The 20607-nt window shown below is 52.2% G+C and carries 26 protein-coding genes; 22 read left to right on the plus strand and 4 right to left on the minus strand.

From position 1 onward, the window contains the following. Positions 1–90: 90 nt before the first annotated feature. The 21 genes from T320_RS00180 to pflA all read left to right on the plus strand — a co-directional run bounded on the left by T320_RS00180 (position 91) and on the right by pflA (position 17067). Complete coding sequence (locus tag T320_RS00180; protein WP_037351819.1) at positions 91–333, plus strand: type II toxin-antitoxin system Phd/YefM family antitoxin; 243 nt, start codon at positions 91–93, stop codon at positions 331–333. Next, positions 330–728, plus strand: a complete 399-nt coding sequence (locus T320_RS00185; RefSeq protein ID WP_037351822.1) for a type II toxin-antitoxin system death-on-curing family toxin — start codon at positions 330–332, stop codon at positions 726–728. The genes T320_RS00180 and T320_RS00185 overlap by 4 nt, the downstream gene beginning before the upstream one ends. Before the next feature lie 152 nt (positions 729–880). Beyond that, the gene (gene efp / locus T320_RS00190; RefSeq protein WP_026760877.1) at positions 881–1438 is read left to right on the plus strand and encodes an elongation factor P; all 558 of its coding nucleotides are present in this window, start codon (positions 881–883) and stop codon (positions 1436–1438) included. A 198-nt stretch (positions 1439–1636) separates the two neighbouring features. After that, positions 1637–2038, plus strand: a complete 402-nt coding sequence (locus T320_RS00195) for an Asp23/Gls24 family envelope stress response protein (protein ID WP_026760876.1) — start codon at positions 1637–1639, stop codon at positions 2036–2038. Between the two features lie 28 nt (positions 2039–2066). Further along, complete coding sequence (gene amaP, locus T320_RS00200; protein WP_037351826.1) at positions 2067–2642, plus strand: alkaline shock response membrane anchor protein AmaP; 576 nt, start codon at positions 2067–2069, stop codon at positions 2640–2642. A 39-nt stretch (positions 2643–2681) separates the two neighbouring features. Next, positions 2682–2903: a DUF2273 domain-containing protein gene (locus T320_RS00205; protein WP_231465806.1), complete on the plus strand. Its 222-nt coding sequence runs from the start codon at positions 2682–2684 to the stop codon at positions 2901–2903. Positions 2904–2944: 41 nt separating this feature from the next. Next, positions 2945–3370 (plus strand): transcription antitermination factor NusB, encoded by a 426-nt coding sequence (nusB, locus tag T320_RS00210; protein ID WP_026760873.1) that lies wholly within the window; start codon positions 2945–2947, stop codon positions 3368–3370. A 59-nt stretch (positions 3371–3429) separates the two neighbouring features. Continuing rightward, positions 3430–4635 carry an exodeoxyribonuclease VII large subunit gene (xseA, locus tag T320_RS00215; protein WP_037352408.1) on the plus strand — a complete coding sequence of 402 codons (1206 nt, stop codon included), beginning with the start codon at positions 3430–3432 and terminating at the stop codon, positions 4633–4635. Further along, positions 4635–4874 carry an exodeoxyribonuclease VII small subunit gene (gene xseB, locus T320_RS00220; RefSeq protein WP_026760871.1) on the plus strand — a complete coding sequence of 80 codons (240 nt, stop codon included), beginning with the start codon at positions 4635–4637 and terminating at the stop codon, positions 4872–4874. Before xseA ends, xseB begins: the two co-directional genes overlap by 1 nt. Further along, positions 4871–5758 (plus strand): polyprenyl synthetase family protein, encoded by an 888-nt coding sequence (locus T320_RS00225; RefSeq protein WP_037351828.1) that lies wholly within the window; start codon positions 4871–4873, stop codon positions 5756–5758. Before xseB ends, T320_RS00225 begins: the two co-directional genes overlap by 4 nt. 19 nt (positions 5759–5777) lie before the next feature. Further along, a complete protein-coding gene (dxs, locus tag T320_RS00230) occupies positions 5778–7649 on the plus strand; it encodes a 1-deoxy-D-xylulose-5-phosphate synthase (RefSeq protein WP_037352411.1) in 1872 nt (623 codons plus the stop codon). Beyond that, positions 7649–8458: a TlyA family RNA methyltransferase gene (locus T320_RS00235; protein WP_037351830.1), complete on the plus strand. Its 810-nt coding sequence runs from the start codon at positions 7649–7651 to the stop codon at positions 8456–8458. The genes dxs and T320_RS00235 overlap by 1 nt, the downstream gene beginning before the upstream one ends. A 22-nt stretch (positions 8459–8480) precedes the next feature. Continuing rightward, on the plus strand, positions 8481–9347 hold the full coding sequence (locus T320_RS00240) for an NAD(+)/NADH kinase (protein WP_231465807.1): 867 nt from the start codon (positions 8481–8483) through the stop codon (positions 9345–9347). A 32-nt stretch (positions 9348–9379) separates the two neighbouring features. Then, a complete protein-coding gene (gene argR / locus T320_RS00245; protein WP_026760866.1) occupies positions 9380–9832 on the plus strand; it encodes an arginine repressor in 453 nt (150 codons plus the stop codon). A 15-nt stretch (positions 9833–9847) separates the two neighbouring features. After that, the gene (recN, locus tag T320_RS00250) at positions 9848–11566 is read left to right on the plus strand and encodes a DNA repair protein RecN (protein ID WP_037351833.1); all 1719 of its coding nucleotides are present in this window, start codon (positions 9848–9850) and stop codon (positions 11564–11566) included. Positions 11567–11807: 241 nt separating this feature from the next. Further along, positions 11808–12266 (plus strand): DUF3990 domain-containing protein, encoded by a 459-nt coding sequence (locus T320_RS00255; protein WP_037351835.1) that lies wholly within the window; start codon positions 11808–11810, stop codon positions 12264–12266. Next, on the plus strand, positions 12263–12733 hold the full coding sequence (locus tag T320_RS00260) for a hypothetical protein (RefSeq protein WP_037351838.1): 471 nt from the start codon (positions 12263–12265) through the stop codon (positions 12731–12733). The genes T320_RS00255 and T320_RS00260 overlap by 4 nt, the downstream gene beginning before the upstream one ends. A gap of 189 nt (positions 12734–12922) precedes the next feature. After that, positions 12923–13375, plus strand: a complete 453-nt coding sequence (locus T320_RS00265) for a hypothetical protein (RefSeq protein ID WP_037351840.1) — start codon at positions 12923–12925, stop codon at positions 13373–13375. Positions 13376–13681: 306 nt separating this feature from the next. Next, a complete protein-coding gene (locus T320_RS00275) occupies positions 13682–13906 on the plus strand; it encodes a hypothetical protein (protein ID WP_026760863.1) in 225 nt (74 codons plus the stop codon). Between the two features lie 193 nt (positions 13907–14099). Further along, the gene (gene pflB, locus T320_RS00280) at positions 14100–16331 is read left to right on the plus strand and encodes a formate C-acetyltransferase (protein WP_037351844.1); all 2232 of its coding nucleotides are present in this window, start codon (positions 14100–14102) and stop codon (positions 16329–16331) included. Further along, positions 16318–17067, plus strand: coding sequence for a pyruvate formate-lyase-activating protein (gene pflA, locus T320_RS00285; RefSeq protein ID WP_231465808.1), 750 nt, complete (start codon positions 16318–16320; stop codon positions 17065–17067). Before pflB ends, pflA begins: the two co-directional genes overlap by 14 nt. 30 nt (positions 17068–17097) lie before the next feature. Here the strand turns inward: pflA and T320_RS00290 are convergent, their stop codons facing one another. Beyond that, on the minus strand, positions 17098–17703 hold the full coding sequence (locus tag T320_RS00290) for a DUF1847 domain-containing protein (protein ID WP_037351846.1): 606 nt from the start codon (positions 17701–17703) through the stop codon (positions 17098–17100). Between the two features lie 130 nt (positions 17704–17833). Between T320_RS00290 and T320_RS00295 the strand changes: the two genes are divergently transcribed. Continuing rightward, positions 17834–18244, plus strand: a complete 411-nt coding sequence (locus T320_RS00295) for a hypothetical protein (protein ID WP_037351849.1) — start codon at positions 17834–17836, stop codon at positions 18242–18244. Between the two features lie 47 nt (positions 18245–18291). On the opposite strand, the gene T320_RS00300 is transcribed toward T320_RS00295, so the two are convergent. Genes T320_RS00300 through T320_RS00310 form a run of 3 tightly spaced genes read right to left on the minus strand, consistent with a single transcriptional unit; the run spans position 18292 to position 20523 of the window. Further along, positions 18292–18783 (minus strand): lecithin retinol acyltransferase family protein, encoded by a 492-nt coding sequence (locus T320_RS00300; RefSeq protein WP_051608503.1) that lies wholly within the window; start codon positions 18781–18783, stop codon positions 18292–18294. Positions 18784–18814: 31 nt separating this feature from the next. Next, positions 18815–20092: an L-cysteine desulfidase family protein gene (locus tag T320_RS00305; protein WP_037351851.1), complete on the minus strand. Its 1278-nt coding sequence runs from the start codon at positions 20090–20092 to the stop codon at positions 18815–18817. Positions 20093–20127: 35 nt separating this feature from the next. After that, complete coding sequence (locus T320_RS00310; RefSeq protein WP_037351853.1) at positions 20128–20523, minus strand: RrF2 family transcriptional regulator; 396 nt, start codon at positions 20521–20523, stop codon at positions 20128–20130. Positions 20524–20607: the final 84 nt, after the last annotated feature.

A 20607-nucleotide genomic window follows, 5' to 3' on the forward strand; every position in this document is an offset into this window, starting at 1 on the left:
CGGAACTATACGGTATCCAAACAGCTTGCATCTTTTGAAAAAATAGGATATATTATACCTAGTAGAAGCTTTAGAGGGGAGCGAAAGACAATGATGGTCAATACTGCAAACATGGTCTCGATGACCGAAGCCAATCAGAATTTCTCCAAGATTGCCCACATGGTCGATGCCAGTGGCTCTGTTGTGATTATGAAAAACAACGCCCCAAAGTATGTTCTGATTGAATATAAGCAGGTGGAAAAAGAAGCTGTCGCCTCTGATGAAGAGGTCATGGCTGTAACGGAGCGCTTGATGCAAAAGAATATGGAAGCCCTGAAGGTGCTTGCTAAATGAAAATATTAACCAAAGAACAAATTCTGGCTATCCATCAGCGTTGCATCGAAGAAACAGGCGGGTCCCTTGGCTTTAGGGACGAAGGAATGTTTGATTCAGCTTTAGCTCAACCGTACCAAAGTTTCAGTGGTTCAGAACTCTATCCAACTGTTGAGCAGAAAGCGGCAAGGCTCTGCTATGGCTTGGTGATGAACCATGCTTTCATAGACGGCAACAAACGTATAGGAACGATGGCGATGTTGGTCTTTCTGGCAATTAACGGCATTGAGTTGGAATACACGCAGAAAGAGCTGTCTGATGAGATTCTTGCACTTGCTTCTGGCGATATAGGATACAATGATTTGCTGGATTGGGTAAAGACACACAGCAATATTGCTGACGTTCAGCAGGGCTAGTAGGAGTTCGGCTACGCTTTAGTGGCTTTTATGGCACGGTTGTGGTGAAAATATCCTTGAATAGTGCCGCCCACTTGTGCTATACTAGTTACGTTATTTTGAAATTGAACCGCTTAGAAAAGCATTCAAACATTATTGGAGGGCGTAAGTTAATGATTAATAGTACTGATTTTCGCACGGGTTTGACCATTGAAATCGATGGCAACGTTTGGCAGATTGTGGATTTCCAGCATGTAAAGCCGGGTAAGGGCGCTGCTTTCGTGCGCACGAAAATCAAGAACGTAGAGACTGGTGCTGTTGTTGAACGTACGTTCAACCCGAATGAAAAGATGCCGGCTGCTCACCTTGAGACCCGCACCATGCAGTACCTCTATGAAGCTGATGGCATGTACACGTTCATGGATACGGAAACCTATGAACAGAGCGAACTCAACACCGAGACGCTTGGCGATGCTCTGAACTACCTGAAAGAAAACATGGAAGTAAACCTCCAGACTTTCAAGGGCCGCATCATCGGCATCAGCCTGCCGAACTCCGTTAACCTCACCGTTACGGAATGCGAACCCAGCGTTAAGGGCAACACGGCAACGGGCGCAACCAAGATGGCTAAGCTCGAAACGGGCTATGAAGTTCGCGTACCGCTCTTCATCAACGAAGGCGATGTTCTGCGCATCGATACCCGTACGGGCAACTACATCGAACGCGCATAAGCTAAATTTCCGATGTACGGTGACTGCCGCATCATTTTATGGTGCGGCAGTTTTATTATCTTTGTATTTTGCCTGCCAATAATTTCTCGTTAACCTGCATAAACTTGCATAAATTTGCAGGAATTTGCCTATTTATTCGCGAAAGTATGTTATAATAGTGATAGATTGTGTGAGTCGTATAGTATGGAGGGATTTGTAATGGATCAGGCAAATGAAATGGTAAAGAAAGACAATTCTCTGGGCTCAATCCGCATCGCCGATGAAGTGGTCAGCATTATCGCTGGTCTGGCTGCTACGGAAGTAGAAGGCATTGCCGGCATGAGCGGCGGTATCGCCGGCGGCATTGCTGAGATGCTGGGCCGCAAGAATTTCGCCAAGGGCGTAAAGGTCGAAGTAGGCGAAAAAGAAGCTGCTGTAGATCTCTATATTATCGTAAAATACGGTGTACGCATTCCGGATGTAGCTCTGGCTGCTCAGGAAAACGTCAAGCAGGCCATTGAGAATATGACGGGCCTTTCCGTGGTGGAAGTCAATATCCATGTACAGGGCGTAGGTTTCCCGGACGAAGAAGAGACCAAAGAAGAGGTACGCGTCCGCTAAGGCGAAGGAGCGGAAAGAGGCGTAGTCTATGAGTATAATCAATCGGTTTTTGTTATTGCTGTTGTCCCTGACTGGGCTTGCCCTTTCAGGGGCTGTTCTGGCGGCGGCCCTGCAGGTCCTGCCGGAAAATATCTGGCTCAAACAGATTCACTTTGCTTTGGTGCAGAAGGAAACACTGGTCATCTGTGCAGTCGCTTTGCTGATTTGCCTTAAGCTCCTGCTGGCGGTGTTTTCCCGCAAGGCTGGCGAACCTTCTACCAGCAAGGGTGAATATGTGATTGATGCAGGCCCCAAGGGTGAAGTGCGGGTGGCTTTGGAAGCCATGCGCAGTTTAGCTGACCGCATGGCCCGTGAAGTTCATGGCGTGCGGGACGCCAGGGTGCGCATCAAGGCCAAAAATCCGAAGGACGGAGCGGCCAGCCTGTCTCTGGATGTGGATTTGTCCGTGGGCCGGGAGGCTGATGTTTCCGTGGTGGCCAAGACGCTGACGGAGCGGGTGCAGGAACATTTCCGCCGCACCATGGCGCTGGAGGATATGCCGGTGAATGTGGTGGTGTCGGAGGTTTCCGATGCCGAGCCGGAAAAGAAGCATCGTGTGGTTTAAGGCGGTGAAGGCATAGTGAAGGAAGAATGCGGAAAAATATTGACCGAGCTATGGCAGAATCACCGCGGCAAGACCTGCGGTCTTTTGGTTGGCCTGCTCTTTGGCACAGCGGTGCTGTGCTTTGGCTTTTGGCAGACCTTCTTTGTGATTTGCTGCGGCCTTATCGGCCTGTTTATCGGCTTGCAGCTGGACAATGGGGAGGATGCCGTAGAGAACATGCGTGAAAGAGCATGGCGTCTCTTGGAGCGTTTTCAGCGCTGAATGGCGCATTGGTATATATTAAGATTTAAGGAAGGTAAGTAATGAGTCGTAGACAAGCAAGGGAAGCAGCCCTGCAGGCGCTTTTCCAGTTAGATTTGAATCATGGTGAGGAAGGCCAGCAGGAGCAGTATGAGACTCTCGCTATTGACACGGTTCTGGGTGAGGCAGAGAAGATGAGCGCCCATGACCGGGAGTTTGTAAATACACTGGTGCACGGCACCCGGGCGCATTTAGCAGAGATTGACAGCCTGATTGCCGCCAGCTCCAAAGATTGGAAAATCGAGCGCATGGCAACGGTGGACCGCAATATTACGCGGCTGGCAGCCTTCGAGATTCGTTTCTCCGAGGAAAAGCTCACGCCCAATATTGCCATTAATGAAGCTGTGGAACTGGCGAAAAAGTATGGTACGGATGATTCCAGCCGTTATGTCAACGGCATTCTGGGCGCAATGATGAAAGCTCAGTAATTGACAATGACTGCCAGACCCAAAGAGGGGCTGGCAGTTTCGTGTGTATGGGGGACGGTATGGCAGTTCATTCTGTCAGCGATGTCAATCGCTATCTAAAAGACCTGCTGGCGCGGGAGCCGCTTTTAAGCGGCCTTTCTGTGCGGGGGGAGATTTCCAATTTCAAACAGTATCCTTCCGGTCATTGCTACTTCACCTTGAAGGACGCAAATTCGGCGCTCAAATGTGTGATGTTCCGGAGCCGGGCCCAATACCTGCGCTTTCTGCCGCAGAACGGCATGCAGGTGGTGGCAGGCGGCACCATTTCCGTCTACGAGCGGGACGGCGTCTATCAGCTCTATGTGGACAGCCTGATGCCGGAGGGCACAGGCGATTTGGCGTTAGCCTTCGAGCAGCTCAAGAAAAAACTTTCGGCAGAAGGCCTCTTTGACCAGTCAAGGAAGCAGCCGTTGCCTGCCTTTCCGAAGAAAATCGGCGTAGTCACGAGTCCTGCTGGGGCAGTGCTGCGGGATATCTACCGGGTATCCAAGCGGCGCTGGCCTTCGGTACAGCTCGTGCTCTATCCCGTACAGGTGCAGGGGGAAGGTGCTGCTGAGCAGATTGCCCGCGGCATTGACTTTTTCGCGGAAGAATATGCCGTGGATGTGATTATCGCCGGCCGCGGGGGCGGCTCGATGGAGGACCTTTGGGCCTTTAACGAGGAGCCTGTGGTGCGGGCGATTGCGACCTGCCCGGTGCCCCTGATTTCGGCGGTGGGCCATGAGACGGACTTTACGCTGGCGGATTTTGCCGCTGATGTGCGGGCGGCAACCCCCTCACAGGCCGCAGAACTTGCCGTGCCGGACCGTGCAGAAGTCAAGCGTCAAGTGGAGAATTTGACAAGTCAGTTGACCCGTCAAATTCGGCGGGAAATCGACCTGCGCCGCCAGCGCCTTGACCATGTGCTGCAGAGCCGTGTTATGCGTCAGCCGCAAAGCATGCTGGCGGAACGGCGGCAGCGGCTGGACTTTTTACTGGCGGGCCTGCAGAATACGGCCAAGCAGGAACTGCAAAATAAGTCTCATGGCTTGAAACTGCTCCTAAACCGTCTGGCGGCCATCAATCCGGCGGCGGTTCTCGGCCGTGGTTACGGCATTGTGACGAAGCAGGACAAATTGGTGAGCAGTATAAACGCCGTGGAAATTGATGATGAAATACAGCTAAGCCTTACCGACGGAAGTCTCAAGGCAAGGGTTTTGGCAAAGACAGGGAAGGGTGAAGGTTAATGCCACGCAAGAAAGAACTTTCCTTTGAGGAATCGCTGACGAAGCTTGAAGCCATCGTCAAGGAGATGGAAAGCGGCGACAGCAGTCTCAAGGATTTAATGGATAACTATACCGAGGGCATGAAGCTGGGCGAAGCCTGTCTCAAGGAACTGGCCAAAGCCGAAGCTGCCATGGATGTAGTCGTGAATACAGACAACGGAAAAATCGTAGAACGCGAACTTACAATAGAGGGAGAATGACAATGGAGTTTAAGAAAATCTGGCAGGAACGCAGTGCCTTGGTAGAAGCACAGCTGGTAAAAGAACTGAATGAAGCAAATCCTTTGGATAAGACGCTCTGCGAGTCCATGAAGTACAGCCTCATGGCAGGCGGCAAGCGCCTGCGCCCCATTTTGGTTATGGCTGCTGCTGATGCAGTAGGAGCTAAGGGCACGGACTATCTCACCACAGGCTGCGCCATGGAGATGATTCATACCTATTCCCTGATTCACGACGATTTGCCCGCCATGGATGATGATGACTACCGCCGCGGCAAGCTCACCAACCATAAGGTCTATGGTGCCGGCATGGCAACACTTGCCGGGGATGCACTGCTGACTCTGGCCTTTGAAGTGATGCTGCGCCAGCAGGGTGTCAGCGCTGATACCCTTGTACGGGTGGTACGCGAAATCAGCACGGCGGCCGGTCCGGACGGCATGGTAGGCGGTCAGGCTCTCGATATGGAATCTGAGGACAAGCAGATTTCCATGGAAACCATGAAGAACATTCATCTGGGCAAGACCGGGGCGCTCTTCCGTGCAGCTATCCGCAGCGGCGCCATTTTGGGCGGCGCCAGCGAAGAAGTACTGGCGGCGCTGACGGTTTATGCCGACAACTTCGGTCTGGCCTTCCAGATTACCGATGATATTCTGGATGTCATTGGGGATGAATCCGTAATCGGCAAACCGGTAGGCAGTGATGAGAAAAACCATAAGTCCACCTATGTGACGCTGACTTCTCTGGAAGAAGCGCAGAAGCTGGCGCAGGATGCTGTGGACACGGCGATAGATGCCTTGAAGATTTTCGGCGGGGAAGCGGATTTCCTGCGGGAACTGGTAGCCTATCTGGTGAAACGCAATAAATAATGGGGAAGTGCGGATAATGATGTATCCATTACTGGAAAAAATTAAGGAACCGGCAGATATCAAGCGCTACAGCGTAAGCGAATTAGAACGTCTGGCCAAGGAACTGCGGGAATTTATCGTGGCCACTGTAGCGGAAAATGGCGGGCATCTGGCACCGAGTCTGGGGACGGTGGAACTGACCCTGGCTATGTATAGTGTCTTCAACTTTCCCAAGGATAAACTGATTTGGGATGTAGGCCATCAGGCTTACAGCCATAAGATTCTCACGGGCCGCCGGGAAAGATTCCATACCCTGCGGCAGAAGGGCGGCATCACAGGCTTTCCCAACCGTGCGGAATCGGATTACGATGCGTTTGGTGTAGGTCATGCCAGCACTTCCATTTCGGCGGCGCTGGGGATGGCCGTTTCCCGGGATTTAAGCGGCCGCAAAAACGAGGTTATCGCCGTCATCGGCGATGGCGCGCTGACCGGCGGTGAGGCCTTTGAGGCGCTCAATCAGGCCGGCGATTTGGGCAGCAAATTAATCGTCATCCTCAACGATAACGAAATGAGTATTGACAAAAATGTGGGCGGCCTTAGCGATTATCTCTCCCGCATCCGCATTACGCCTCAATACAACAAGGCCAAGAAGGATATGGGCAATCTCCTCATGAGCATTCCCCATATCGGGGACAAGGCGTTCCGCACGGCGCAGGTCGTTAAAGACAGCGTGCGGGCTGCTTTGGTGCCTGGCGGTATCTTTGAGGAACTGGGCTTCCATTATATCGGCCCGGTGGACGGCCATAATATCAGCCTCTTGCAGGAACTTTTCGAGCGGGTACGCGAGATGGACGGGCCTATCCTGATTCATGTTCATACCAAGAAGGGTAAGGGCTATGCTCCTGCGGAAATGGAGCCGGATAAGTTCCATGGCATTGGCAAATTTGACCAGCAGACGGGCAAGTGCCCGCCCAAGACCGGTGCCCCTTCGTATACCTCTGTATTCAGCAAGGCACTGATTGAACTGGCGGCGCAGAACAGCAACATCACCGCCATTACGGCGGCCATGCCCAGCGGCACAGGGCTGAAAGCCTTCGGTGAGGAATACCCGAACCGCTTCTTTGATGTGGGCATTGCCGAGGAACATGCGGTGACGCTGGCGGCAGGCATGGCCGCTGACGGCAAGCATCCGGTGGTGGCGCTTTATTCCACCTTTGCCCAGCGGGCCTATGACCAGCTCATGCATGATGTGTGCCTGCAGAATCTGCCGGTGACCCTTTGCCTTGACCGGGCAGGGCTCGTCGGTGCTGACGGGCCGACCCATCATGGCGCATTTGACCTGTCATACTTGCGGCATATGCCCAATATGACGATATTCGTGCCGAAGGATGAGGCGGAGTTAAGAGATATGCTGGCCAAGGCTGTCAGCATGGACAGCCCCACGGCGGTGCGTTATCCCAGAGGAACCGGCAAGGGTGTGGAACTTGTGGCAGGTTTTCAGGATATTCCCGTGGGCAAGGCGCAGCTTCTGCGGGAGGGCAGCGATGTGGCCATCTTAGGTGTCGGCCCCCTGCTCTACAAGGCCGAGGAAGCGGCAGAGCTCCTGCAGCAGCAGGGTATCTCTGCGGCGGTTGTGAATATGCGCTTTGTAAAGCCTTTGGATGAAGAGATGATTCGCCGTCTGGCTCATGTGAAGCTCATGGTAACGGTAGAGGAAAACAGCATTGCCGGCGGTTTCGGTTCGGCGGTGGCAGAGTTTTTGATGGACAGCGGTTTGAACCGCCAGCTTGACCTGCTGCGGCTGGGTCTGCCTGATAAGTTTATCGAGCAGGGAACCCAGGAAGAACTGCTGACCCTCTGCGGCCTGCAGCCGGAACAGATGGCAGCGAAGATAAAGGAAAGATTGAACTAATGGCAAAACAGAGATTGGATATACTTTTGGTAGAACGCGGCCTGGCAGGCAGCCGGGAGCGGGCCAAGCGCATGATTATGGCAGGTGAAGTTCTCGTGGATAATCAGAAGGTGGACAAAGCCGGGGCAACGGTAAAGGCCGAGGCGGAAATCCGCCTGCTCGGCAATGATATTCCCTATGTGAGCCGGGGCGGTTTGAAACTGGCCAAGGCCATGCAGGAATTTGGCGTGGGAATCGAAGGCAAGCGATGTGCCGACATCGGTGCCTCTACCGGTGGCTTTACGGACTGCATGCTCCAAAACGGGGCGGTGCAGGTCTTTGCCATCGATGTAGGTTATGGTCAGCTGGCCTGGAAACTGCGTACGGATGAGCGGGTGGTGAACATGGAACGCACCAATATCCGCAACGTGACGCCTGATGATATCGGCACACTGCTGGACTTTGCGTCCATTGACGTGGCCTTTATCTCGCTGACAAAGGTGCTGCCGGTTACCCATACCCTGCTGAATGACAACGGAGAAGTGGTGGCACTTATTAAGCCCCAGTTTGAAGCAGGGCGCGAGAACGTGGGCAAGAAGGGTGTTGTGCGCGACCCGAAAGTCCATGAAGAAGTTATCCGCAAGGTTACAGAATTTGCGCGGGAGCTGGGCTTTGTTACCATGGCCTTGACTTTTTCCCCAGTGAAGGGGCCCGAAGGCAATATTGAATATCTCATTCGTCTGTCCAAAGACGGAAGCCAGGAAGATACGGTAACGGAGGAACGCATTGTTACCGTGGTGGCGGAAGCCCACGGCGAACTGGATAAATAAATCTCCCTAAGGAGCGGTGTCTATGCCAATCAAAACCATAGCTATATTTCCCAATGTGAGCAAGCCGCAGTCTCCGGAAGTGCTGCGGCGGATTATGAAATTTTATCAGGATAAGGATGTACGCCTGATGCTCCCCGTGGACGAGTCCCGCTATTTTGATTTGGAATCTTTAGGCGTGTCCGATATCGAAAAGGAGCCAGCCGATATTGCCCTGTCTATTGGCGGGGACGGTACCTTGCTCGGTGTCTGCCGCCGTTATGGTGCCATGGCCGTGCCGGTTTGCGGCATAAACATCGGCACGTTGGGCTTTATGGCCGATATTGAACTAAGCGAGCTTGAGACAAAGCTGCAAAAACTTCTGGATGGAGACTACCGCATTGAACACCGCCTGCTCTTGGCAGGTTTTGCCAAGTCCGACGGCGAGGAGCGTTTCCTGGGGCATGCCATCAATGATGTGGTGGTGACCAAGGGCGGCGTGGCCCGTATGCTGCATTTGGGCCTGTCCATCAATGAATCCCATCTGATGGATTACAAGGCAGACGGCGTAATCGTGTCCTCGCCCACAGGTTCTACGGCCTACTCCCTGTCCGCAGGCGGGCCCATTATGAGTCCGTCCATTCAGGCACTGCTAGTGACACCTATCTGCGCCCATACCTTTAATATGCGGCCGCTGGTAGTGGGGCAAGATGATGTGGTGCATATCAAGATTGCCGCCATCCATCAGGATATCATCGTGACCTTTGACGGTCAGGAGAGCTTCCGCCTGCTGCCCGGGGATGAGGTAACGGTGATGAAGTCCACCGCCAGCGCCGGTATCATCAAATTCGAGGACAAGGACTATTATCAGATTTTAAGGACGAAACTTTGGAAGAACAATGGGGTGGAGTAATGACTACAGCAAGCAAACGGGAAGGTGAGAGCGTGAAAAGTGTGCGACAGGCCGTGATTAAGAATATTATTGAATCTCAGATTATCGAAACCCAGGAGGATTTGGCCGATGCCCTGCGTCAGCAGCGCATCAAGGTGACCCAGGCCACAGTGTCCCGGGATATCAAGGAAATGATGCTGATTAAGGTTCCGACCGGGGATGGCCGTTACCGCTATGCTTATCCCATGCAGAACACCGTTATCTTCACGGAGGAGCGCATGCAGCGCTTATTCCAGGATACGGTGATTCATTGTGATTACAGCGAAAACATCGTCGTGGTCAAGACCCTGCCCGGCGGTGCCAACACTGTCGCTTCGGCCCTTGACCATGCCAACTGGCCCGAAGTGCTGGGGACGGTAGCCGGGGATGATAACATCTTTATCATCGTCAAGCCCAAAGCTGCTGCCAAGACCGTTACGGAGCGTCTTACGTCTTTCTTGCAGTAAAGGAGCGGGCTGGCAATGCTGAAAACATTAACGGTTTGGAACTTTGCCCTGCTCGAACATGTGCAGGTGGAGTTCGGTGAAGGCCTCAACATCCTGACGGGTGAAACCGGTGCAGGTAAATCCATTTTGATTGATGCGTTGGGGGCTATTTTAGGGCAGCGGGTGTCCTCAGATGCCATCCGTACCGGCTGTGACTGGCTGCGTGTGGAGGCAGTTTTTACGCTGGATGATGAGTCCCTGGGGCTGCACGAGCTGCTCGCAGGGCAAGCCATTGACGATTCGGAAGGCCTTTTAATCATCACCCGGCAGGTCACCAAAGGCGGCCGCAGCATGGTGTTGGTGAACGGCTGCCATGTGACCTTGACCATCCTCAAGCAGATTGGCGCCTTCCTCGTGGATATTCACGGGCAGAATGAAAATCTGGCCCTGCTCAAAGAAGAAAGCCAGTTTGCCCTGCTCGATAATTATGACCCGGATTTGACGGAGGCTCTGGCCGCTTACCGGCAGACCTATGGCATTTGGAAAGGGAAAAAGCAGGAACATGCAGAAAAGGAGCAGTCTGCCCGCGAATATGCCCAGCGGCTGGATATGCTGCGCTGGCAGGACAAGGAAATCAGCGAGGCAGAGCTCAAGGAAAATGAGGACGAGGAATTAGAGGCGGAAATCCGCAAGCTGTCCCATGCGGAAAAGATTGCCGGCTTTGTGGAAGAATCCTATAATCTTCTGGATGTGGGCACGGGAAACGGCAGTGCCGTGCTGACGGCTGTGGCCAAGGTCAAGAAGAATCTTGAGGACATGAGCCGCTATGATGATAACCTGGCCAATACCTATACCATGGTGGAGGAGGCCTATATCTCCCTGCAGGAAGCGGCGGGTGAGCTGCGTGATTACGGCGAGTCTCTGGAGTTCCAGCCAGCTAAGCTCGATAAACTGCAGAACCGCATGGATGTCATTGACCGCCTGTGCCGTAAATACGGTGCCACCATTGCCGATGTTCTCGAACATCAGCAAAAGGTTCAGCAGGAGCTTATGGACATCGAAAATTATGATGAGGATATGGCTAGGCTCGAAAGAGAAATTGCCGCTCTGGAAGAAAAACTGCGGCAAAAGGCAGAGCACTTGACAAATCTTCGTCAGCGGGCGGCAGGGGAGCTTGCCAGCGCCATTGGCGGCCAGCTGGTAGCTTTGGGCATGCCGCAGGCGGCCTTCCATATCCGGGTGGAACCGGCAGAAAAATATCTGGGCAATGGTGCCGATACAGTGGCCATGTACTTTTCCGCCAATCCCGGCGAGGAGGAGAAGCTCCTGTCCAAGGTGGCTTCAGGCGGTGAGCTTTCGCGTATCGCGCTGGCCATCAAGACGGTGGCGGCTTCACGGGATTCCTCCGTGCCGAGCATGGTCTTTGACGAAATCGACACGGGTATCGGCGGCCGCACGGCTCAGATGGTGGCCGAACGCATTGCACTCGTGGCGCAGTACAAGCAGGTGCTCTGCATTACGCATCTGCCGCAGATTGCCTGCATGGCGGACAATCACCTCTACATTGCCAAGACCAGTGCTGGAGATTCCACGGTGACTCAGGTACGGCCGCTTTCTGAGCGCGAGCGCATCAGCGAAATCGCCCGCATGGCCTCCGGCGTGGATGTGACGACGGCTTCGCTCGATAATGCCAAGGAAATGGTGAGCCATGCGAAACTCACCAAGCAGAAATTTGCAAGTGCTAAGGTCGGATGAGGATAATCATCCAGCCTAAAAGACGCCCGGTGGCGGATAATACATTTTCTCTGCTTATGCAGGCTTGCCTAACGCGACGGAAATGCATTATTCGCCACTGGGCTTTACTGTCGTTATATAAGAGTTCTAAGACAGCTAATTGTTCTTCTGTGGGTGGCTTGGTAATTATTGTCAGTGGAAAAAATAGCCTTTTAGTGTTAAAATCAAGGCAAGAAGATTGCGAAAATGAGGTGGATGTATAATGGAGCGTGTGGTTTACCATGGCAGCAATATAGCGGTTATACAGCCGAAAATATTGATAAACGGATATTACAAAGATTTTGGCTATGGATTTTATTGTACGGATATTGAAAAGCAGGCAAAACGTTGGGCGTTGACACGCAGAGGCGATTCTGTTGTCAGCAGCTATGTCTATAAGGAAGATAAGGCTTTGAAGCAGTGTGTGTTTCCGGAAATGACAGAGGCATGGTTGGAATTCGTAGTAGAGTGCCGCAGAGGAAAAGAACACGAATATGATATTGTAGAAGGTCCTATGGCTGATGACCAAATTTGGGATTATGTAGAGGAATATACAGCAGGAAACATTTCGAAAACAGCATTTTGGGAGTTAGTTAAATTTCGATATCCGACCCATCAGATTGTTTTTTGCACTGAGGCGGCATTGAAAGCTTTGAATTACAGAGGAAGTGAGAAGCTATGACCAATATTTATTTTCCTGACGAAGAAATCACGACAAATGATTTATACTTCGTATGCTATATGATTGAGCGATTAGCACGCAGGCTTCATCAAAAAAACAGATATGTTGTGAACAAAATCGGCAGGGAGGGCCTGTGTCATTTACTTAGCGTAGCAAATGTACTCCATGCAGAAAATCCATTGGCAGTAGAGGATACATGGATTAGGGACTATGATTTGCAGACGGGGGCAATAGATGTTATGGCAGTTGACAAATCCTTAGTCGATGAAATTCCTACATCTTTGCAGATGGGAAAGGTTTATCAGCGATTGATAAAAGATACCATGTTGCCCGAAGAAAACTATGCCGATGGTATTATCCGTGTTTATAATGATGCGTTATGTGATGTGCTGGATAATTACAATTGCAGTGCCTACTATGAACCCTCTTATGTAATTGCCAGAGCATATTTGGAAGGTGGGTTCTAAAGTATACAATGAATAACTATTGCGAAAATTATTATTATACGGTAAAATGGGACTAGAGAACTAAATAGACAAGAGGATTAGAAAAGGACGAGTTCATAATGAAGCCGTCACGACAACAGCGGTTTCGGGTGGATCTGGAATCGATAAGATTCGACCGGCAAGTAGTCACTGAGAAAGCGAGGGATTACTGTGGAAAATTTTTATCGATGGCTGTTGTCTGCTTCCTGGGCTGAGCGTCTGAGAGCCTATGCTTATATCGAGAAGGACTTACGGCATCAGAAACGCTGGGTGATGAACGAGGACAAGTGGGAGGATATGAAGATGCTTGTGGGGCAGATTCTCTCCATTCACTTCAAAAAGTACCCGGCCAAAGATGTGGCAGAGTTTTCCCAGAGGATTAGCAGGTTATATCAGTTGTTGTTGGCGCCCATGTCCGAGGAGAAGAGCCGCAACCATGTAATCAGCAAGAACTTGCTGATGGACATCTATGATGAGGATGATATTGCTGCCCGTCAGGCAATACAAGCGTTCTTTCATCAAAAGCGTTGTCAGGAAAATCATTCGGTGCTCGACAATCTGTTCCGGTGCTACGAGTATATGATGGACCTGGCGATGAGCCGATATATGGCCGTAACGGTATGAAGATAGCAGCCCGCAGGAAAATCTGCGGACTGTTATTTTTTTTTACTTTTTTTGCCTGGGAGGCAGGAAAAATTTTTCTCCTTAGAAGAATGGGGGAGAAGGAAAAGCAGGGAAAAGTCAAGACTGGTTATCAAAAATTTACCATGCTATACTTTCAAATGTGTGATTTTTCCGCTGGAAAACTGGGAGTTTTACTATGAAATCTTTGCGAGTCATGCCCAAAGGGCACAGAGTCGCTTAGATTTCGTGTAAGGGCGTAGTGCGAAATACTGTTTCGCACGAAGTTTTGTAAGGAGGCTTTGACTTATGACAATGGATACACAGGGGAAGGAATTGGCGTGTATCGAGCGTTTGGGAACGCTGTGCGCCATGAGTGAATGGACGGAGGATCAGCTGGAGGATATGCTGAACATGCTGCGGGATTACGGTGCCAGCTGTGAGTATGACGGCTACCGTACCGGCTATGACGAAGGCTACAACATGGCTTTGGCTGATGCCGTGGAAGCCGCTCAGCGTGTCAGCGTCGGCTAAGGATGTTGACAGGTCAAGGGATAATCAGTATAATTAGTAGCAGGTAATAAGTCTGGCGCAGTTCTGACGGTTTGTGGATTACCGCGGGGCCGTGCTGATGCTTTTTCAAATAGCTTGCCGCCTGGGCAGAGTGCGGATGCTTTGCCCAGGCGGCTTTACTTTGTCTAAGCGTAAACAGGAGGATTATTATAGAATGCAAGAATTATGGCAGGGATTCCGTCCCGGAAAATGGCAGACGAAAATTGATGTACGTGACTTCATCCAGAAGAACTATACGCCCTATGAAGGCAATGCAGATTTCTTAGCGGACGCTACGGAAAACACCATGGCTGTGTGGGAACGCTGCAAGGATTTGCTGGCTCAGGAACGGGCCAAGGGCGGTGTGCTGGATGTGGATACGGAGACGGTTTCCACCACTATTTCCCATGGCCCCGGCTTTATTGACCAGGCACATGAGTCCATTGTGGGCCTGCAGCTCGATGCACCCTTGAAGCGCGGCCTTATCGTCAACGGCGGTCTGCGCATGGCGCAGCAGGCTGCCGCTGAATACGGCTACACGGTCAGCGATAAGATTACGGAAATCTATTCTAAGCATGTTAAGACCCATAATGAAGCGGTCTTTGAACTCTATACCCCGGAAATGCGCAAGGCCCGCCATCTTGGCCTTCTGACCGGCCTGCCCGATGCCTATGGCCGCGGCCGTATCATCGGCGACTACCGCCGTGTCGCACTCTACGGTGTTGACCGCCTGATTGAGCAGAAGAAGCTCGATAAGGAAGAGATGTACAGCGGGGCTATGGATGCGGACAAGATGCGTGCCCGCAGTGAAATCGCCCAGCAGATTAAGGCCTTAAATGACCTGAAGACCATGGCAGCAGGCTATGGCTTTGACATCAGCGTGCCGGCTAAGAATGCCAAGGAAGCTGTACAGTGGGTATACTTTGGTTATCTGGCTTCCGTCAAGGAACAGAATGGCGCCGCCATGTCCATTGGCCGTGTGAGCACCTTCCTCGACATCTATATGGAACGCGATTTGGCCAATGGTGTGATTACCGAAGCCGAAGCGCAGGAATACATGGACCAGCTCGTCATCAAGCTGCGCATGGTGCGCATGCTGCGTACGCCGGAATACAATGAACTCTTTGCCGGTGACCCCATCTGGGTAACGGAATCTGTCGGCGGCATGGGTGAGGATGGCCGTACACTGGTGACGAAGAACTCCTTCCGTGTACTGCATACTCTTGAAAATCTGGGCCCGTCCCCGGAACCGAACCTCACGGTGCTCTGGAGCAAACGCCTGCCGGAAGGGTTCAAGAAGTATGCGGCAGAAATCTCCATCAAGACTAGTGCCATTCAGTATGAAAATGACGAGGTTATGCGTCCGGCCTATGGTGATGATTACGGCATTACCTGCTGCGTGTCCGCTATGAAGCTCGGTAAGATGATGCAGTTCTTCGGCGCCCGTGCAAACCTGGCCAAATCTTTGTTGCTCGCCATCAATGGCGGTAAGGACGAAAAGAGCAACGAACAGCTGGCTCCGGAAATGCCGCTGCCTGCAGATGGCATTCTCGACTACGCCGATGTGCGCAAGAAGTATTCCAAGGTACTTGCATGGCTGGCGAAGCTCTATGTGAACACTATGAACGTGATTCACTACTCCCATGACCTGCATGCCTATGAAGCCGGTCAGATGGCTCTCCATGACAGCAAGATTGAACGCCTTATGGCCTTTGGCGTGGCAGGCCTTTCCTGCGCGGTGGATTCGCTGTCCGCCATCAAATACGCCAAGGTTACGCCGATTCGCAATGAGTTTGGCGTAGCTACGGATTTCAAGGTGGAAGGGGACTTCCCGAAATTCGGCAACAACGACCCGCGCGTGGATGAACTGGCGCACGAGTTGACTCACGAATTCATCACGGAGCTTAGAAAGCATAAGGCATACCGTGGGGCAGAGCATACCCTGTCCATCCTGACCATTACGTCCAACGTCATGTACGGCAAAAAGACCGGCACCACGCCGGATGGCCGCAAGATTGGCGAACCTCTGGCACCGGGGGCTAACCCCATGCATGGCCGCGATAAGAGCGGCGCACTGGCTGCCATGAAGTCCATTGCCCATCTGGACTATGCGGACTGCCGGGATGGTATCTCCTATACCTTCTCCATGATTCCTTCTGCTCTGGGCAAGACGGATGAAATCCGCGTGCAGAACCTCACGGCTATGCTGGACGGTTACAGCGGTTATGAAGCACATCATATCAACATCAATGTCCTCGATAGAGCTGTATTGGAAGATGCTATGGAACATCCGGAAAATTATCCGCAGCTCACCATCCGCGTGTCCGGTTATGCGGTGAACTTCATTAAGCTCGACAGACCACATCAGTTGGAAGTAATCCAGCGTACCTTCTATGAAGCCATGTAAGATGCTGCAGGGATATTATCATTCCAAGCTGAGCTTTGGCACGGTGGACGGCCCCGGCATCCGCTATGTGCTCTTCCTTGCCGGTTGTCAGCTGGGCTGTGCCTTTTGTCACAACCCCGATACCTGGGCCCGAGGTGAGCAGCAGATTACGGCAGACGAAGTGCTGACGGAAATGGAGGACTATCGTAATTTCTACGAGTCCTCCGGGGGCGGCCTGACGGTTTCCGGCGGTGAGCCCCTGCTGCAGCCGGAGTTCTTGTCAGAGCTCCTGGCAAAGGCAAAGGTAGCGGGCTTTCATACCGTCATCGACACTTGCGGTCTGGCCGCTAAAGAGGCTATCCTGCAGGTTTTGCCACATACGGACAGGGTGCTCTTTTCCTTGAAGGGCTGCACGGAAGCCAGCTATCAGGCGCTGACCAAAGCAAAGTTTGGCACCATACGGGAAAATCTTGTCTGCATAGCCAAACGCAAGCCTGTAACCCTGCGCTATGTGCTGATTCCCGGCTATACGGCAGGGAAGGACAGCTTGGCGGAGCTTATCCGTCTCGTGCACAGCCTGCCGGGGGATGTGGAAGTGGAGGTCCTGCCTTACCATACCATGGGCATTGCCAAATGGGAGGCCTTGGGCTGGGACTATCCACTGCAAAGTGTGCCGGAACCAACCAAAGAAGAAGTAACGGTCTTTCGCCAAGCCTTAAAACAGGCGGGCATAAAATTAGCGGCAACGGAGAAATAACCGTTGCCGCTTTTGCGCATATGTTATCGTTTATATTTCGCCCTCATCCATGATGCCCAGCTTCCGCCTCCAGTAGCGGGAGTAGATGGCGCCCAGCGGGTTATGGGCAAGTAACCTGTCCTTTACCACCAAGGTGGTGACAGGGCCGGGGCAGGCGGAATTGAACAGGGTATCGTGCCCCACGCAAAGACCGCAGGAGATAAAGATTTCTGTACCCTTGTCGGCGAGAATCTTAGCTTGCATCTTGGGATTGCACATGGCTTCGTGTTCGAGCTCGGGCTTGACCTGCTTGAGGCCGAGTTCCTTCTTGTTGAAGCTGCAGTTCTTGCAGCAGACACTGTAAAATTCAAAACCCTGCTGCTGATAGTAACGGGCGATATACTTTGCTTCGGCGTTCAGTCCGATGCAGAAGGCCATGCCCAGTTTTTTATAGCCCATGGCTTTGGCAAATTCTGCCGTTTCCTGCAGGCGGGTGATATTGCTGTAGAAGGTGCCTTCCACATAAGCGGCGGCCTTCATAATCTGACGTTCCTCCTCATTGTAGGCAGCAAGGATGGTTTCCTTGTCAAACCCGGTACAATTTACGCCCTTGGTATAGCAGGCGTGCGTTTTGCAGTTGGCACAATCGGCGTTCATAGGTAAAACCTCCTGTTTTCTGATGCTTTCATTATAGCGCGGGAAAAAGTATTCTTCAAGGCAGGTACTGCCCAAATAAATTTAAGAAACACCTCCCGGCTTACGATATATTCAGCAGGGAGGTGTCTTTATGAAAGTGGCAGACAGCATGGAAATCTCTGCAGGCATGACCAATATAGAGCGGGCAAGGGCAGAAGGCTCCGATGCTTTCAAGAAAATGTTTTCCGGGATGGTTCAGGAACGGGTGGAAAGCCTCACGGAAACGCTCGAAGAAATGAATGCCCGTCAGCAGGAAATAAAGCAGCTCAAAGAGCAGCAGCATTTTACCGAAACCATCCGTCACATACTGCCTGATGGCAGTATTCTCGTACGGGAATACGTGGATGGCAAGCTGGACAGCTGCTACCGCAAGCGCCCTCATCTAAAGGATGTGCCGGACGAAAGCAAGCCCCTGCCCCGAGCGGCAGATGGCACAGTTTTGGAGGCGCAGATAAAAATGAAACAGGTACCTGCTGTGCGTATCTTTGAAGATATTGGCTAAATTTAGAGCCTGACAAGTTTTATTTGACTTGTCAGGCTCTGTTTCTTTTATATCGTTTTTGACTTGTCAAAAGCTGACTGGTCAGAAATTGACTTGTCAGCCGGGGGCGGGACGAGCAGCAGGAAGCAGGCCAGAATATCGTCCACCTGAGAGGACTTGGCCACGCCGGTTTTGCACCAGAAGGCGAAGTGTTCGCAGTTGTTGAGCAGCAGGCTGTAGCCCTGTTCGCCGAGCTTGCTGCGTGCTCGGTCGATGGTTTCCTGAGGGGAAAATGAGGTGATTTTGCCGTCAAATACCCGCTGGATAATCCAGTCAAAGAGGTGAGTGTCCGCAGTCGGGCCAATGCCGTTCAATACATATAAGGTATCGCTGTCTGACATGAACTCTGCCAGTGTGGTTTCCGTGATAATGCCGTCGCTGAGCAGGGGATGGTGTTCCTTGTGATAATGGATAACCTGCTCATTGCCTGAATAAATGCCAAAATGGCGGTAGCCCTTGCGCTTGACATAGACGATATCACCGGTGTTAGCTGTTATCATAAGGAACATCCTCCCCTTAGCTTGCGCGTATTTATTTGCCAATCATCATGCTGATGATTTCCTTGTCGGTTTCCTTCATGCCGATGCGTCCGAGGCGGCTGATGTTGCGGATGGTGTTTTCCACGCCCTTTTCGACGAGGCCGTCACCGCCGTAGAACTGCTGGCCGTTGCGGTACATCTCAAAGCCTAGGATACCTGCATCCACGGCGGCAGAAATCTTGGCGGCACAGGAGGCCTTGGCGCCGTCACAGACAATGCCGGAGGTGATGGCCAGCGCATTGACGATGGTGTGGATGACGGATTTGTAGTCGCCGCTGCAGAGCCAGGCAATGCCGGCACCAGCCCCGGCTCCGGCGCTGACGGCACCGCAGTAGGCAGACAGGCGGCCAATCCCTTCCTTTTCGTGGAGGGTAACGAGATTGGCCAGTACGAGGGCGCGATAGAGTTTTTCCTTATCCGCGCCTAATTCCTTGGCGTATTCAATGACGGGCAGGGAAACGGTCATGCCCTGATTGCCACTGCCGGAGTTGATGACGACCGGCAGTTCGCAGCCGTTCATGCGGGCATCGGAACCGGCGGCAGCCTTGGCGCGGGCCCGGATATGGACGGAGCTTCCGTAGGCTTTTAAGAGGGTCTTGCCGATATTGGCGCCGTAGTCGTTTTTGAGGCCTTCTTCGGCAATGGCCGTGTTATAGGCAATCTGGCGGTCGATAATCTCCTGCACATCGGCCAAGTCGCAGCTCATGGCAAAGTCGTAGATATTTTCAATGGTCAGGCATTCGTAGTCCGGCTTGCCCGTGTCCACGGTGTTTACGATTTCCTTTTCGAGAAGGACCTGGTTGTTGCGGGTGATTTTGACGATATTGGTGTGCTCATTGACCACCTGAACTTCCACCGTATCTGCGCCTTTGCTGGCCGTGACGATAATATCGAGTACATGGTCGGACTCGGCAAATTCTACGCGCAGTTCCGTCTGCTTCATGTAATCTGCGAGCTTGGCCTTGTCCTCATCCTTGGCATGGGCGATGACTTCGAGGCCTGCTTCTTCGTCCCCGGCCACAATGCCAATAGCAGCAGCAGCTTCAATGCCCTTGCGGCCGCCGGTGTTAGGCACGATAACGCTCTTGACGTTCTTGATGATGTTGCCGCTGGCGGCAATGGTGACCTTGTCCGGCAGGCAGCCTAAGACGGCTCTTGCTTTGGCAGCGCAGTAGGCAATGGCAATGGGTTCCGTGCAGCCCATTGCCGGAACCAGCTCGCGTCTGAGGATTTCAACATAGTTTCGATAGGTGGGGCAATTCTTTTCCATTAAAGTATCTCCATTCGTGTCGTTATTGTGCTGTCTTATAGCAGGTCGCTTAATTTTTTGCCATAGAAGAAGTCGTGTACCAGCTGGTGATATTCGGTCCAAAGGGGGAGGGTTTTGCAGATGCCCTTGCGGGGACATTCTGGCTCCTTGTCCGTCAGACAGGCAACCGAGGCCAATGTGCCTTCCATGAGTTCGATGATTTCGCCGACGGTGTATTCCTCGGGACGGCGGCAGAGCTTGTAACCGCCGCCTTTGCCGCTGGCTCCTGTCAGCAGACCTTCTTTTACCAAATCCTTGACGATAATTTCCAGATATTTTTTGGAAAGTTCCTGGCGGGCGGCAATATCCTTCAAGGGGATATATTTGCCATTTTCGTTTTCAGCCAAATCCAGCATAACGCGCAGGGCATAGCGCCCACGAGTGGAAATCATACCATCAGCTCCGTTCTTTCGCTATTCTTATCCACCCATTATACTGCAAGGCGAATGGGGTTGGCAACAGCGTTTTTGGTGAGT

Origin of the sequence: Selenomonas sp. FC4001 (genome assembly GCF_000701565.1) — a bacterium.
Lineage (GTDB): Bacteria > Bacillota > Negativicutes > Selenomonadales > Selenomonadaceae > Selenomonas_A > Selenomonas_A ruminantium_B.